This window comes from Pseudomonas sp. PHC1, assembly GCF_046487845.1.
GTDB classification, from domain to species: domain Bacteria; phylum Pseudomonadota; class Gammaproteobacteria; order Pseudomonadales; family Pseudomonadaceae; genus Aquipseudomonas; species Aquipseudomonas sputi.
This window is the reverse complement of the sequence record NZ_JBJXHJ010000006.1, coordinates 40863-55127: the sequence shown is the minus strand read 5'-3', so window position 1 is coordinate 55127 and position 14265 is coordinate 40863. Positions and strand designations below refer to the sequence as shown.

Here is a 14265-nt window from a genome sequence, read left to right as displayed (position 1 = left end):
AAGTCGATCAGTGGAACTGTTCTTCTTCGGTCGAACCGGTCAGCGCGGTCACCGAGGACGTGCCGCCCTGGATCACGGTGGTCATGTCGTCGAAGTAGCCGGTGCCCACTTCCTGCTGGTGAGCCACGAAGGTGTAACCCTTGGCGGCGTCAGCGAATTCCTGCTCTTGCAGCTTCACGTAGGCAGTCATGTCGTTGCGGGCGTAGTCGTGCGCCAGGTTGAACATGCTGTGCCACATGTTGTGAATGCCGGCCAGGGTGATGAACTGGTGCTTGTAACCCATGGCGGACAGTTCGCGCTGGAACTTGGCGATGGTCGCGTCGTCCAGGTTTTTCTTCCAGTTGAAGGAAGGCGAGCAGTTGTACGACAGGATCTGGTCCGGGTATTCCTTTTTGATCGCTTCAGCGAAACGACGGGCTTCTTCCAGGTCCGGCTTGGCGGTTTCGCACCAGATCAGGTCGGCGTACGGCGCGTAAGCCAGGCCACGGGCGATTGCCTGGTCCAGGCCGGCACGAACCTTGTAGAAGCCTTCCTGGGTACGGGTACCCGTCACGAAGGGCTGGTCGTAAGGGTCGCAGTCGGAAGTCAGCAGGTCGGCGGCGTTGGCGTCGGTACGGGCCAGAATGATGGTCGGTACACCGGCAACGTCGGCAGCCAGACGAGCAGCGGTCAGCTTCTGCACGGCTTCCTGGGTTGGAACCAGAACCTTGCCGCCCATGTGGCCGCATTTCTTCACGGAAGCCAGTTGGTCTTCGAAGTGAACGCCGGCGGCGCCTGCTTCGATCATGCTCTTCATCAACTCGTAGGCGTTCAGTACGCCGCCGAAACCGGCTTCAGCGTCAGCCACGATTGGCGCGAAGTAGTCGATGTAGCCTTCGTCGCCAGGGTTCTTGCCGGCTTTCCACTGGATCTGGTCGGCACGACGGAACGAGTTGTTGATGCGCTTGACCACGGTTGGAACCGAGTCCACCGGGTACAGCGACTGGTCCGGGTACATCGATTCGGCGGAGTTGTTGTCTGCCGCAACTTGCCAGCCCGACAGGTAGATCGCCTGGATCCCCGCTTTAACCTGCTGCACAGCCTGGCCGCCGGTCAGGGCGCCCATGCAGTTGACGAAATCTTTCTCTGGGCGGAAGGACGGCTTGGCACCCTGGGTGACCAGGTTCCACAGTTTTTCGGCGCCCATTTTTGCAAAGGTGTGCTCTGGTTGAACCGAGCCACGCAGACGGACGACGTCAGCAGCGGAGTAATTGCGAGTCACGCCTTTCCAGCGCGGGTTTTCAGCCCAGTCTTTTTCAAGGGCTGCAATTTGCTGTTCGCGTGTCAGTGCCATGGAGATAAACCTCGTCGCGTCTTTATGAAAAGTTGTTCTGCGGTGGAAAATTCCTTGCGCTCGCTGACCAGAAGCTTAGGCGGTCAGGTCGGGTTCGGCGGGGCAGGCGACGGGATGAACGATGGGCTCGAGGGGAAGTGAGCAGGTAAAGGCGAACTGGTGGGCGCATTCGGGCGTCGTGGGCCTTTATACGAACGACAGTGTAAAGCCGGGTTACCTAATTACGCTTCCGTCCCTCGGGACAACTTCGTTCCAGTCGGCAACCTCGTCAAACACGCCTTGTGGGCGGTACAGACACGAAACGGCTCGCGGGGGTGGTTGCGAGCAGCGCTTCGAAGGCCCTTGCCAGGGCCTCTGATTAGCGGGAGCGAGGCCATCATGCCTTTGCTTTTTTGGCTCGTCAAACGTTTTGTAGTGCTTTTTTTCAAGCACTACATCTTTCGTCTAATACGACTAATCAGTCAGTTTTTGGTGCTTTAGTCCAGCGTGTCGACTTTCACCCGCAACGTCATGTCATCCCGGCCCTGAGTCGAGTAGCTGCGGGCCAGGCCCTGTTTGTCAGCCTGGGTCTGGCGATTCACGCCGGCGAGGGTGATCCACTCACCCAGGCGTCCGGTGACAGTTGTGTCGGTGCTTTGCACGTTCACTACATCGGGACGTTCCTGGCTCATGCGGTCACGGTTGGTACTGATTGCCAGGTGAACGGTTTCGCCGGTGACGCTGGCGGTGACATAAAACCCTTGAGTGACGTTGCGATATTGTGTCTGGCTGCTGTAACCGCCATACGAATCGCTCTGGCTGCTGGTGATCGGCACGCTCTGGCCGACCTGAATCAGCGCCGGTGCGCCTTCGCTGGCCTGGATCTGCTGAATGCCGCCGTCACGGCTGGCGGTGCTGCGGCTGATGATCCGGGTCTGCGCGCCATTGACTGAATAACCTTCGTCGCCACGGCCGTTGTTTTCGTTGGTGTCGACCGTGATCAGCAGGCGCTTGGGCGCGGTGTCGAGCTGCGAAAGCAGGTCCTTGAGTTCTTCGATCTTGCCGGGCTCCGCCTTGACGATCAGTTGGTTGCCATAGGCGCTGACCTGGCCGTCCTTACCGATAAAGTCCTGGGCCACCGGCAGCATGTCGGCGCTGGTGTGGTACTTGAGAGGTAAGACTTCTGTGGCTGCCATCACCGAAAAACTGCAGCCGAGCAGCAAGGTGGTGAGCAGGGTGCGTAGGGACATGTCCGTTATCTCCGCTTTCGAAAGGCTTGATATTGCCAGTTTGTCGGCCCGGGGTGGGGCAAGTTGAATCGTAGACAGCAAAACGCCCCGGCATCGTGAGATGGCGGGGCGTTTTACGTGATCGTTCCCCCGCAGAGCGTAGGAGCGATCGGTGCCTTGGTCTTAAGCCGAGTGACGAACCATGTCTACGTGGGGAATCCCTGCTTCCAGAAACTCCTCGCTGACCAGATTGAAGCCCAGACGCTCATAGAACGCCGTGGCCTGCACCTGGGCGCTGAGCTTCTGCTGTTGCAGCCCGCGGGCTTCCGCTTCGGCGATGACCGCTTGCATCAGCGCATCGCCGACCTTCAGGCCACGCCAGTCCTTCAGTACCGAAACCCGGCCCACATGCCCGTCGGGCAAGAGGCGGGCGGTGCCGATCGGAAAGTCACCTTCGAAGGCCAGGAAGTGCACCGCCGTGGCGTCGTCGGCGTCCCACTCAAGCTCGGGTGGAACCGATTGTTCGGCAATGAACACCGTTTCGCGAATGCGGCGGATCTCGGCGTTGTCCTTTTGCCAGTCTGCAACACGTACGCGAATCTTATTCATCGTCGGCGAACCCCAGGCTTCCCTGTTTGACCAGTTCGCACAGCAGGCCGCGACCGTCTTCGTCGCTCAGCCAGTCACCAAGGTTGTCGGTGTGCAGGGCGTCGGCGGAGCAGATCAGCTTCAGCAGTTCGCGCAGCTTGCCCGGCAGGTAACGGCTCTGGCCGCTGGCGAACAGCAGCAGATCGTCATCAACGTCCGACCACGCCAGGCGCGCGCTCGGGTTGCGGATCAGGATGGCGCCATCTTCGAGCGCGCCGAGGAGGTCTTCTTCCTCGACTTCTTCCGGGCCGACCACCAGCTCTGGATAACGTGGTTCGGTCATGTACTGGCCGAACCAGGTCAACAGCAGACGTTCATCGCTCATGTGCTCGGCGAGCAGCGCTTTCAGGCGGCCGAGTGCATCGTGCTGGATCTGATGTGGGTCATCGCTGACCGGTTTCGCATCGGCGTCGGTGTAGCGCTCTTCGTCAGTCAGGAACTGGCTGAGGAAATCGGTGAAGTGAGTCAGCACTTCAGCGGCGCTTGGTGCGCGGAAGCCGACCGAATAGGTCATGCAGTCATCAACGGCAACGCCGCAGTGAGCCAGGCGCGGCGGCAGATATAGCATGTCGCCCGGTTCCAGTACCCACTCTTCGGTCTGGTTGAATTCGGCGAGGATACGCAGGTCCGCGTGTTGCAGCAGCGGGCTTTCGGAGTCGCACATCTGGCCGATTTTCCAGTTGCGCTTGCCGTGGCCTTGCAGCAGGAACACGTCGTAGTTGTCGAAGTGCGGACCGACGCTGCCACCCGGGGCGGCGAAGCTGATCATCACGTCGTCGACGCGCCAGCTCGGCAGGAAGCGGAAATTCTCCAGCAACTCGCTGACTTCCGGCACGAACTGATCGACCGCCTGCACCAGCAGGGTCCACTCACGCTCCGTCAGCTTGCTGAATTCGTCTTCGGCGAACGGGCCGCGGCGCAGTTCCCAAGGACGCTCGCCGTGCTCGATCACCAGGCGCGATTCAACTTCTTCTTCCAGGGCCAGGCCGGCGAGTTCGTCGGCGTCGATCGGGCTTTCGAAATCAGGAAATGCCTGACGGATCAGCAGTGGTTTTTTCTGCCAGTAATCGCGCATGAATTCGCGCGCCGTAAGACCACCCAGAAGTTGAAGAGGAATATCGGGATTCATATGTAACCTATTGAAAAAAAGCATTTTTCAGACGGGAATAAAAACGCCCGGCGCGGCCGGGCGTCTCAAGCGGGTCATGCGGTCGATCAGATGCGTTTGGCTTGCGCTACAGCGTTGCCGATGTAGTTGGCCGGGGTCAGTTGCTTGAGCTCGGCTTTCGCTGCGGCCGGCATGTCCAGACCATCGATGAAAGTCTGCAACGCTTCAGGGCTGATGCCCTTGCCGCGTGTCAGTTCTTTCAGCTTTTCGTACGGGTTTTCGATGTTGTAGCGGCGCATCACGGTCTGGATCGGCTCGGCCAGGACTTCCCAGCAAGCGTCCAGATCGGCAGCAATCTTGTCAGCGTTCAGTTCAAGCTTGCTGATGCCTTTGAGGCTCGCTTCGTATGCGATCACGCTGTGGGCGAAGCCGACGCCGAGGTTGCGCAGAACGGTGGAGTCGGTCAGGTCGCGCTGCCAGCGGGAAATTGGCAGTTTGCTCGCCAGGTGCTGGAACAGTGCGTTGGCGATGCCCAGGTTGCCTTCGGAGTTTTCGAAGTCGATCGGGTTGACCTTGTGCGGCATGGTCGACGAACCGATTTCGCCGGCGATGGTGCGCTGCTTGAAGTAACCCAGGGAGATGTAGCCCCAGATGTCACGGTCGAAGTCGATCAGGATGGTGTTGAAGCGCGCGATGGCGTCGAACAGCTCGGCGATGTAGTCGTGCGGCTCGATCTGCGTGGTGTACGGGTTGAAGCTCAGGCCCAGTTCGTCTTCGATGAAGGCGCGGGCGTTGGCTTCCCAGTCGATCTGCGGGTAGGCCGACAGGTGAGCGTTGTAGTTGCCGACAGCGCCGTTGATCTTGCCCAGCAGCGGAACGGCCGCAACCTGAGCGATCTGACGCTCGAGACGGTAAACCACGTTCGCCAGCTCTTTACCCAGAGTGGTCGGCGAAGCCGGCTGGCCGTGGGTGCGCGACAGCATCGGCACGTCGGCGAAGCGCAGGGCCAGTTCGCGGATGGCGTTGGCCGTCTGGCGCATCAGCGGCAGCATCACGTCGTCACGGCCTTCACGCAGCATCAGGGCGTGGGACAGGTTGTTGATGTCCTCGCTGGTGCAGGCGAAGTGGATGAATTCGCTGACCTTGGCCAGCTCCGGCAGCTTGGCCGCCTGCTCCTTGAGCAGGTATTCGATCGCTTTCACGTCGTGGTTGGTGGTGCGCTCGATCTCTTTCACGCGCTCGGCGTGCTCCAGCGAGAAGTTCTCGGCCAGTTCGTTCAGAACGGCATTGGCTTCGGCGGAGAAGGCTGGCACTTCCGGGATGCCGGCGTGAGCGGCCAGGCGCTGGAGCCAGCGCACTTCAACCAGAACGCGGGCACGGATCAGGCCGTACTCGCTGAAAATCGGGCGCAGGGCCTGGGTTTTGCCGGCGTAGCGGCCGTCAACAGGGGAAACCGCAGTGAGCGAAGAGAGCTGCATGGGGTGTTCTCGGACAGTCGGGCAACGAAATGGGGCGCGTATCATACATGAAAAAATCCGCCGGTCCGTCGCCAACTGACCGGCGTATTACGCGTTACAGACTACAAAGCTTTTATTGCGTGGCGATTTACTCGCTGCGCATCAACGGATACAGCTCTTTGAGCAATTTGCGCCGGCTCACGACCAGTTGCCAGCGGTGACCGCCAAGTTGGCGCCACAGGCGTGCCGAACGAATGCCGGCGAGCAGCAGGGCGCGGATCTTCGAGGCGTTGCTCGGCTGCTGCAGATTGCGCATGTCGCCATGCACCTGAATGCGTTGGCGCAGTGTGCTCAGGGTGTCCTGGTACAGCGCACCGCAGGCCGCGATCACGTTTTCGTGGGCCGGGCCGAAATGCTCGACCTGCGACTGAATCTGCGGCAAGCGTTTGCCGATGACGTCGAGCATGTCGTTGCGCTTGGCCAGTTGCCGCTCAAGGCCGAGCATGGACAGGGCGTAGCGCAGCGGCTCGCGCTGCAAGGTACTCGGGTCGCGCTCGAGGGCGCCGATCAGCGCGCGGTAACCCTCGCGCAGGTTGATGTCGTCGCCGCCATATACATCCAGCGTGTCTTTCGGGTCGCGAACCAGCAGGCTGCCGAGCATGCAGCTCAGGCCGGCTTCGTTGGTCTGGCCGGTCCTGGCGATCCGGTCCACCAGCACGGCGGCGAGAAACACGCCGCCCAGAGCGGTCAATTGCTCCTGAGTCGGGCTCATGCCTGGTCGCTCCACGGCTCGGCGACTTCAATCACGCCGCCACCGAGGCAGATTTCACCGTCATAGAACACCACCGACTGACCCGGCGTGACCGCGCGTTGCGGCTCGTCGAACACGGCGCGATAGCCGGTCGCGGTTTTTTCCAGCGTGCAGGCCTGATCGCCCTGGCGATAACGAACCTTGGCGGTCAGGCGCAGTGGCTGGCTCAGATCGATCGGGTTGACCCAATAGATTTCCGAAGCGAGCAGGGCGCTGGAAAACAGCCACGGATGGTTGTTGCCCTGGCCGACGATCAGCTCGTTGGTGTCCAGATCCTTGCGCAGCACGTACCACGGCTCGTCGCCGGCGTCTTTCAGACCGCCGATGCCCAGGCCCTGACGCTGGCCGATGGTGTGGTACATCAGGCCGTGGTGACGGCCGATGACTTCGCCTTCGGTGGTCTTGATCTCGCCCGGTTGCGCCGGCAGGTATTGCTTGAGGAAATCGCTGAAACGGCGCTCACCGATGAAGCAGATTCCGGTGGAATCCTTCTTTTTGGCCGTCGCCAGCTCGTATTTCTCGGCAATTGCACGGACTTGCGGTTTTTCCAGCTCGCCGACCGGGAACAGGGTCTTGGCGATCTGTTCACCCCCAACGGCGTGCAGGAAGTAGCTCTGATCCTTGTTCGGATCCAGGCCCTTGAGCAGTTCGGTGCGGCCGTCAATGTCGCGGCGGCGCACGTAGTGGCCGGTGGCAATCAGATCGGCGCCAAGCATCATGGCGTAGTCGAGAAACGCCTTGAACTTGATCTCGCGGTTGCACAGGATGTCCGGATTCGGCGTGCGGCCGGCCTTGTATTCGGCCAGGAAGTGTTCGAATACGTTGTCCCAGTACTCGGCGGCGAAGTTGGCGGTGTGCAGCTTGATACCGATCTTGTCGCAAACGGCCTGGGCATCCGCCAGGTCGTCCATGGCGGTGCAGTATTCCGTTCCGTCGTCTTCTTCCCAGTTCTTCATGAACAGGCCTTCCACTTCATAGCCCTGCTCGATCAGCAGGAGAGCGGAAACGGAAGAGTCCACGCCGCCGGACATGCCGACAATGACGCGCTTCTTGGATGTGTCAGAAGGGGCTGGATCACGCATAGGGATTCAATGAGTGTCTTGAAAAAGGACGCGATTCTATCAGGCTCACGGCCTCAAGGCTAAAGGGAAGGGCGGATCAGTTCGAGACCGAAGCGATTGCCGGCCAGATAATCGTCGATGCAGCGGATGATCAGCTCGCTGCGCCAGTTGTCGCGCTGGGTCAATAATTCGTCGCGGGTCAGCCACTTGGCGCCGACGATGCCGTCGTCCAGCTGATATTCCGGGTGATGTTTGACGGCTTTGGCGCTGAAGCACACGCGCTGGTAAGTCACGCCGTTGCTCGGGGCGGTATACAGATAAATGCCGATTACGCTGGTGGGTTCGACGTCCCAGCCGGTTTCTTCGAGGGTTTCGCGCACGGCGGCTTCGATCAGGGTTTCGTCCGGATCCAGATGGCCGGCCGGCTGATTGAGCACGTTACGCCCGGCCTTGTGTTCCTCGACCATCAGGAAACGACCGTTGTCCTCGACGATGGTGGCGACGGTGATGTGGGGTTGCCAGTTCATGGACTGCTCTTGCTCGGAGGGGGGGGCGCAAGTAAACAACAAGGCGTTGTAGTCCTCAACCGATTCATGCAGTTCTGTTTAATAAGGCATAGTCATAAAGTTTTTTGATTGAAAGCCATAATTTTTCAGGAAAGCCGAGATTTTTGAAATCTGTTCACTTGTAAGCGCAGGTATTAATGAAATGACATTAACCACTTGAACATTGCCCGCAAAACAGTGCCACTCGACAAGTACGTAGGGATCCGCCCAAACAAACCGAGAGGGAATGTCTGTGCCTCCAAAGCCATAAGGAGCCGATCCCGGGCTTGGATTGACAATGTTGACACTCAAGTCAGTAGCGATGAGGTTTTTGGGGATGGCTTGTACGTAATACCATTTATCGACGGGGGTGTGGTCGTAGACATCAACTTTTCCCACCGCCCAGAATAGTGGAGCCAGCAAGTCCGGGAATGTCACTCTGGGTTTGGTGGCAAAAATTTGGGATTCATCTGTCGCTGCCACGCCACCATTGATTTTCTGATGGATCCAGCGGTAATAAGCCTTATTCCCAAAAGGTAAATAGACTCTGAAGCCTTGAGGTAGGCCTTTCAGGGTGTTGAAGAATTGTAGCGGGATCTGGAGGGCGGGAGGGTCGGTGCATGGCCCATCACTGATTGCCGGGTCATTCCATGAGAGCGTGTCGGCAGATGCTGACGATGTAAGCGCAGCCAATGCAAAACTGACGAGCAGGCTCAGCGGTTTCATTCTTATCTCCTTGCGAGGCTTGTAAGTATCTAAAAAACGTTCTCTCTCAAAGATCTTGTGGGAACTCGGATGTCTGCATCGGTGATACGTGGTGTTATTTCGACTCACTCATTATTTATTCTTGGGCCATAGCTGCTTGGTTATAGGGGTGGGATTTTGGCCGGGAATATTATGTGAGTGACGGTGGCAGATGTTTTATTTCGTGTGTTCTGAGATTAGTGGCTTGCTCGAGTCTTGTGACCTGTCAACTTTGACAGTTGATTATGCTCTTTTGCGATCATCTATTGCGGCGATGTGGAATAAGGCTCGGTTCTCAGGGGCGGCGTAAGTAAGACCGGAAACAAAATTTCAGCCTTTTGAAAAAAGCAAACCCCGGCACAGGGCCGGGGTTTGTTTGCAGCGCTACAACCTTATACCAGCGCAGCAATCGCCGCGTTGAAGGTTGCGCTTGGGCGCATGGCCTTGCTGATCAGCTCGGCGTCGGCGTGGTAGTAACCGCCGATGTCCACTGGCTTGCCTTGAACGGCGTTGAGCTCGGCGACGATGGTCGCTTCGTTCTCGGTCAGGGTCTTGGCCAGGGTTGCGAACTGCGATTGCAGTGCGGCGTCTTCAGTCTGGGCGGCCAGGGCTTGTGCCCAGTACATCGCCAGGTAGAAGTGGCTGCCGCGGTTGTCGATGTTGCCGACTTTGCGCGATGGCGACTTGTTGTTGTCGAGGAACTGGCCAGTAGCCTGATCCAGGGTCTTGGACAGCACCAGCGCTTTCGGGTTGTTGTAGTTAACACCCAGGTGCTCAAGAGAGGCGGCCAGGGCCAGGAATTCACCCAGCGAATCCCAGCGCAGGAAGTTCTCTTCGACCAGTTGTTGCACGTGCTTCGGAGCCGAACCGCCGGCGCCGGTTTCGAACAGGCCACCGCCATTCATCAGCGGCACGATCGACAGCATCTTGGCGCTGGTGCCCAGTTCCATGATCGGGAACAAGTCGGTCAGGTAGTCGCGCAGTACGTTGCCGGTCACCGAAATGGTGTCCTTGCCTTCGCGGGTGCGTTGCAGGGTGTACTTCATGGCGTCGACCGGCGCCATGATCTGGATGTCCAGACCAGCGGTGTCGTGATCCTTCAGGTAAGCCTGAACCTTCTCGATCACCACGCCGTCGTGGGCGCGCATCGGGTCCAGCCAGAAGATGGCCGGGGTGCTGCTTGCGCGAGCGCGGTTGACGGCCAGTTTGACCCAGTCCTGGATCGGCGCGTCTTTGGTCTGGCACATGCGGAAGATGTCGCCGGCTTCAACAGCCTGTTCCATCAGCAGGGTGCCTTTGCTGTCGGTCACGCGAACCACGCCGTCGGCCTTGATCTGGAAGGTCTTGTCGTGGGAGCCGTACTCTTCAGCCTTTTTCGCCATCAGGCCAACGTTTGGCACGCTGCCCATGGTGGTCGGATCGAAAGCACCATTGGCTTTGCAATCTTCGATCACGGCCTGGTAGATGGTGGCGTAGCAACGATCCGGGATCACAGCCTTGGTGTCGTGCAGCTGGCCATCGGTGCCCCACATCTTGCCGGAGTCACGGATCATGGCCGGCATCGAGGCGTCGACGATGACGTCGCTCGGCACGTGCAGGTTGGTGATGCCTTTGTCGGAGTTGACCATCGCCAGCGACGGACGAACGGCGTAGACCGCTTGAATGTCGGCTTCGATCTGGGCTTGTTGCTCGGCCGGCAGGGATTTGATGCGAGCGTACAGGTCGCCGATGCCGTTGTTCAGGTTGAAGCCGACCTCGGCCAGCACGTCGGCGTGCTTGGTCAGGGCGTCCTTGTAGAACTCGGCAACGATCTGGCCGAACATGATCGGGTCGGAGACCTTCATCATGGTGGCTTTCAGGTGAACCGACAGCAGCACGCCTTGTTGCTTGGCGCTGTCGATTTCAGCGGCGATGAACGCGCGCAGGGCCTTTTTGCTCATCACCGAGCAGTCGAGGATCTCACCCGCCTGAACGGTGGTTTTTTCTTTCAGGACGGTAGCGGTGCCGTCATTGGCGATCAGCTCGATCTTCACGGCGTCAGCGGCGTCGATCAGGGCAGCCTTTTCGCTGCCGTAGAAATCGCCGGTGCTCATGTGAGCGACGTGGGACTTGGAGTCCTTGGCCCAGGCGCCCATTTTGTGCGGGTGCTTGCGCGCGTAGTTCTTGACCGACAGTGGAGCGCGGCGGTCGGAGTTGCCTTCGCGCAGAACCGGGTTCACGGCGCTGCCCTTGACCTTGTCGTAGCGCGCCTTGGCGTCTTTGTCGGCGTCGCTGGTCACGGTTTCCGGGTAGTCCGGCAGGTTGTAGCCCTGGGCTTGCAGTTCTTTGATCGCGGCTTGCAGCTGCGGAACCGAGGCGCTGATGTTCGGCAGCTTGATGATGTTGGCTTCAGGCGTAACGGCCAGGTCGCCCAGTTCGGCGAGGTGGTCGGCTACGGCTTTGTCGCCCAGTTGCTCGGGGAAGCTGGCCAGAATACGTGCTGCAAGAGAGATATCGCGGGTTTCCACGGCGATATCGGCCGAGGCGGTGTAAGCCTCGATGATCGGCAGCAGGGAATAGGTGGCGAGGGCTGGAGCTTCGTCGGTGAAGGTATAGATGATCTTCGAGCGGGTGGGCATATTCGGATTAACTCTCTCTTCTTTGCTAAAGCGTGCGCAGAAACTCGAGGGGCGCCGGGTAAGCGCGTTCGTTCAAAGTCATCCATGAACCGAATGTCGAGAATCTTCGCGGTGATGTTGGGTGCATCAGTAGAGCGTCAAGCAGTCGGACTGCGGTAACAACCCGACCAATCAGGCGGAAAGTCTCGTGCTAGAGAGGCCAGCCGTCGTGACCCTTTGGTCAGCGGGCGGCATTATACATAGGTAGCTGGCAATCTGCCGATGGTTCATACGCAACGATTCTCGTCCATTGGTCTAAAGGTCGCAGGGCGGGGTGGGGCGTAGAGTCGCCGTGAATGCTTGAGATTGGCGCTTTTCCCTTTGCTTTCAGGCTTGTACGAAACGAGATGGGGTCGCGCCCGGAACAGAGGGTTTGCGTGTTGATTCAACTGGGTTACGCTCGAACCAAGCCAGATGTTCAATCCAAACAATGGAGTTCAGCATGGGTTACAAGAAGATTCAGGTTCCAGCCGTCGGCGACAAAATCACCGTCAACGCAGACCATTCTCTCAATGTCCCTGATAACCCGATCATTCCCTTCATCGAAGGTGACGGCATTGGCGTCGACGTCAGCCCTGTGATGATCAAAGTGGTTGATGCTGCCGTAGAAAAAGCCTACGGGGGCAAGCGCAAGATTTCCTGGATGGAGGTTTATGCTGGCGAAAAAGCAACCCAGGTTTATGACCAGGACACCTGGCTGCCGCAGGAAACTCTGGACGCGGTCAAGGATTACGTGGTTTCCATCAAGGGCCCGCTGACCACCCCGGTCGGTGGCGGCATCCGCTCCCTCAACGTTGCCCTGCGTCAACAGCTCGATCTCTATGTCTGCCTGCGCCCGGTGGTGTGGTTCGAAGGCGTGCCAAGCCCGGTGAAAAAGCCCGGCGACGTCGACATGGTGATCTTCCGCGAAAACTCCGAAGACATTTATGCCGGTATCGAATGGAAGGCCGGCTCCCCCGAGGCCACCAAGGTCATCAAGTTCCTGAAAGAAGAAATGGGCGTCACCAAGATCCGTTTCGATCAGGACTGCGGCATCGGCATCAAGCCGGTTTCGAAAGAAGGCACCAAGCGTCTGGTGCGCAAGGCCCTGCAATACGTAGTGGACAACGACCGCAAGTCGCTGACCATCGTGCACAAGGGCAACATCATGAAATTCACCGAAGGTGCCTTCAAGGACTGGGGTTACGAGGTGGCGAAGGAAGAATTCGGCGCCGAGCTGCTCGATGGCGGACCATGGATGAAATTCAAGAACCCGAAAACCGGCCGCGAAGTCGTCGTCAAGGACGCCATCGCCGACGCCATGCTCCAGCAGATCCTGCTGCGTCCGGCCGAATACGATGTGATCGCCACCCTCAACCTCAACGGTGACTACCTGTCCGACGCCCTGGCGGCGGAAGTGGGCGGTATCGGTATCGCGCCGGGTGCCAACCTGTCCGACACCGTGGCCATGTTCGAGGCAACCCACGGTACCGCGCCGAAATATGCCGGCAAGGACCAGGTCAACCCGGGCTCGGTGATTCTGTCGGCGGAGATGATGCTGCGCCACCTGGGCTGGACCGAGGCGGCCGACCTGATCATCAAGGGCACCAATGGCGCAATCAAGGCCAAGACCGTGACCTACGACTTCGAACGTCTGATGGAAGGCGCCACGCTGGTGTCTTCTTCGGGCTTCGGTGAAGCGCTGATCAAGCACATGTAAGAAAGGCAGTTGCAACGAAATCGCCCGGCTCGAGTAATCGAGCCGGGCGGTTTGTTTTCTGGCAAGTATTCGGGTTGCTTCAGCTGGTCACTGACTGGTGTTGAGCGGCTGCCGCAGCAACGGCGGCCGAGGCGGGATCTTTCGCGGCCTCGACATTCTGAATATTTGTGGCATGCAGGCCTTTGGGCCCTTGTATGATGTCGAATTTGACGATTTGCCCGGCTTTGAGGGTTTTGTATCCGTCCATTTTAATGGCGGTATAGTGGGCAAAGAAGTCGATCTCCTTGCCATCCTCGTCCTTCCCCTCGCGGGAGTCGGTATTGATGAAACCGAAACCCTTGGCATTGTTGAACCATTTCACCTTGCCGACAGCCATGCTCAAATCCCTCTGCAACAGTCTCCATCGCTGGAGTATCATCCAATTCATCCGCAGTCGAATCCGTTAAAAAGATTGACTCCGCGGATCTTTTTTACCCACTGTGGGTTCTATTGGTTGTAACACCGTTTTTCCGATAGTCAAGGTGACCGGGCAGTCGGAGTTGAAAACGTGTCAAGCCGCCCCCACCACTGTATTTGCACAACTGACGAACCTTTCTTTCCATGCATGCAATCAGCCAGATTCGACTAACATTCAATCAGGATCGCCCGCTTCTCCAAAAGGATCTTCCACAGGAGCACGACGACGATTCGGCAGGCGTTGCTGTTCAGGAAGCAAAGCCTGCGTTACAGGCGCCGCCGATGTACAAGGTGGTTTTGTTCAACGATGACTACACACCGATGGATTTCGTCGTCGAAGTGCTCGAGGTGTTTTTTAACCTGAATCGCGAGCTGGCGACCAAGGTCATGCTGGCCGTCCATACCGAAGGGCGGGCAGTATGTGGAGTGTTTACCCGCGACATCGCCGAGACAAAGGCCATGCAGGTCAACCAGTACGCCAGGGAAAGCCAGCATCCGCTACTCTGTGAAATCGAGAAGGACGGTTAATCGCCGACCA

13 protein-coding genes are annotated in these 14265 nt (G+C 58.7%); 2 read left to right on the top strand and 11 right to left on the bottom strand.

Annotation, left to right across the window (positions count from 1 at the left end; all coding sequences use genetic code 11):
• Positions 1 to 7: 7 nt before the first annotated feature.
• The 10 genes from aceA to ACKJSM_RS10670 form a co-directional block, all read right to left on the bottom strand.
• Positions 8 to 1333: an isocitrate lyase gene (aceA, locus tag ACKJSM_RS10715; RefSeq protein ID WP_039767419.1), complete on the bottom strand. Its 1326-nt coding sequence runs from the start codon at positions 1331 to 1333 to the stop codon at positions 8 to 10.
• Positions 1334 to 1809: 476 nt separating this feature from the next.
• Positions 1810 to 2562 carry a secretin N-terminal domain-containing protein gene (locus tag ACKJSM_RS10710; protein ID WP_236177552.1) on the bottom strand — a complete coding sequence of 251 codons (753 nt, stop codon included), beginning with the start codon at positions 2560 to 2562 and terminating at the stop codon, positions 1810 to 1812.
• Positions 2563 to 2724: 162 nt separating this feature from the next.
• On the bottom strand, positions 2725 to 3150 hold the full coding sequence (locus tag ACKJSM_RS10705) for a GNAT family N-acetyltransferase (RefSeq protein WP_236177553.1): 426 nt from the start codon (positions 3148 to 3150) through the stop codon (positions 2725 to 2727).
• Positions 3143 to 4318, bottom strand: a complete 1176-nt coding sequence (locus tag ACKJSM_RS10700; protein WP_410237402.1) for a JmjC domain-containing protein — start codon at positions 4316 to 4318, stop codon at positions 3143 to 3145. Before ACKJSM_RS10700 ends, ACKJSM_RS10705 begins: the two co-directional genes overlap by 8 nt.
• An 86-nt stretch (positions 4319 to 4404) precedes the next feature.
• Positions 4405 to 5775, bottom strand: coding sequence for an adenylosuccinate lyase (purB, locus tag ACKJSM_RS10695; RefSeq protein ID WP_236177555.1), 1371 nt, complete (start codon positions 5773 to 5775; stop codon positions 4405 to 4407).
• Between the two features lie 127 nt (positions 5776 to 5902).
• Entirely contained in the window at positions 5903 to 6526 is a 624-nt protein-coding gene (gene hflD, locus ACKJSM_RS10690; protein ID WP_410237401.1) for a high frequency lysogenization protein HflD, read from the bottom strand.
• A complete protein-coding gene (gene mnmA / locus ACKJSM_RS10685) occupies positions 6523 to 7647 on the bottom strand; it encodes a tRNA 2-thiouridine(34) synthase MnmA (RefSeq protein ID WP_410237400.1) in 1125 nt (374 codons plus the stop codon). The genes hflD and mnmA overlap by 4 nt, the downstream gene beginning before the upstream one ends.
• A 59-nt stretch (positions 7648 to 7706) precedes the next feature.
• Positions 7707 to 8153 (bottom strand): NUDIX hydrolase, encoded by a 447-nt coding sequence (locus ACKJSM_RS10680; RefSeq protein WP_236177558.1) that lies wholly within the window; start codon positions 8151 to 8153, stop codon positions 7707 to 7709.
• Between the two features lie 78 nt (positions 8154 to 8231).
• Positions 8232 to 8897 (bottom strand): hypothetical protein, encoded by a 666-nt coding sequence (locus tag ACKJSM_RS10675; protein ID WP_410237399.1) that lies wholly within the window; start codon positions 8895 to 8897, stop codon positions 8232 to 8234.
• Positions 8898 to 9307: 410 nt separating this feature from the next.
• Positions 9308 to 11533, bottom strand: coding sequence for an NADP-dependent isocitrate dehydrogenase (locus ACKJSM_RS10670; RefSeq protein ID WP_339487130.1), 2226 nt, complete (start codon positions 11531 to 11533; stop codon positions 9308 to 9310).
• A gap of 481 nt (positions 11534 to 12014) precedes the next feature.
• Here ACKJSM_RS10670 and icd point away from each other — a divergent pair, with 481 nt between their 5' ends.
• A complete protein-coding gene (gene icd / locus ACKJSM_RS10665; protein ID WP_007951441.1) occupies positions 12015 to 13271 on the top strand; it encodes an NADP-dependent isocitrate dehydrogenase in 1257 nt (418 codons plus the stop codon).
• A gap of 79 nt (positions 13272 to 13350) precedes the next feature.
• Here the strand turns inward: icd and ACKJSM_RS10660 are convergent, their stop codons facing one another.
• Entirely contained in the window at positions 13351 to 13647 is a 297-nt protein-coding gene (locus tag ACKJSM_RS10660; RefSeq protein ID WP_410237398.1) for a cold shock domain-containing protein, read from the bottom strand.
• A gap of 224 nt (positions 13648 to 13871) precedes the next feature.
• On the opposite strand from ACKJSM_RS10660, the gene clpS reads away from it, so the two are divergent.
• Positions 13872 to 14255, top strand: coding sequence for an ATP-dependent Clp protease adapter ClpS (clpS, locus tag ACKJSM_RS10655; protein WP_011334948.1), 384 nt, complete (start codon positions 13872 to 13874; stop codon positions 14253 to 14255).
• The last annotated feature ends 10 nt before the right edge of the window (positions 14256 to 14265 follow it).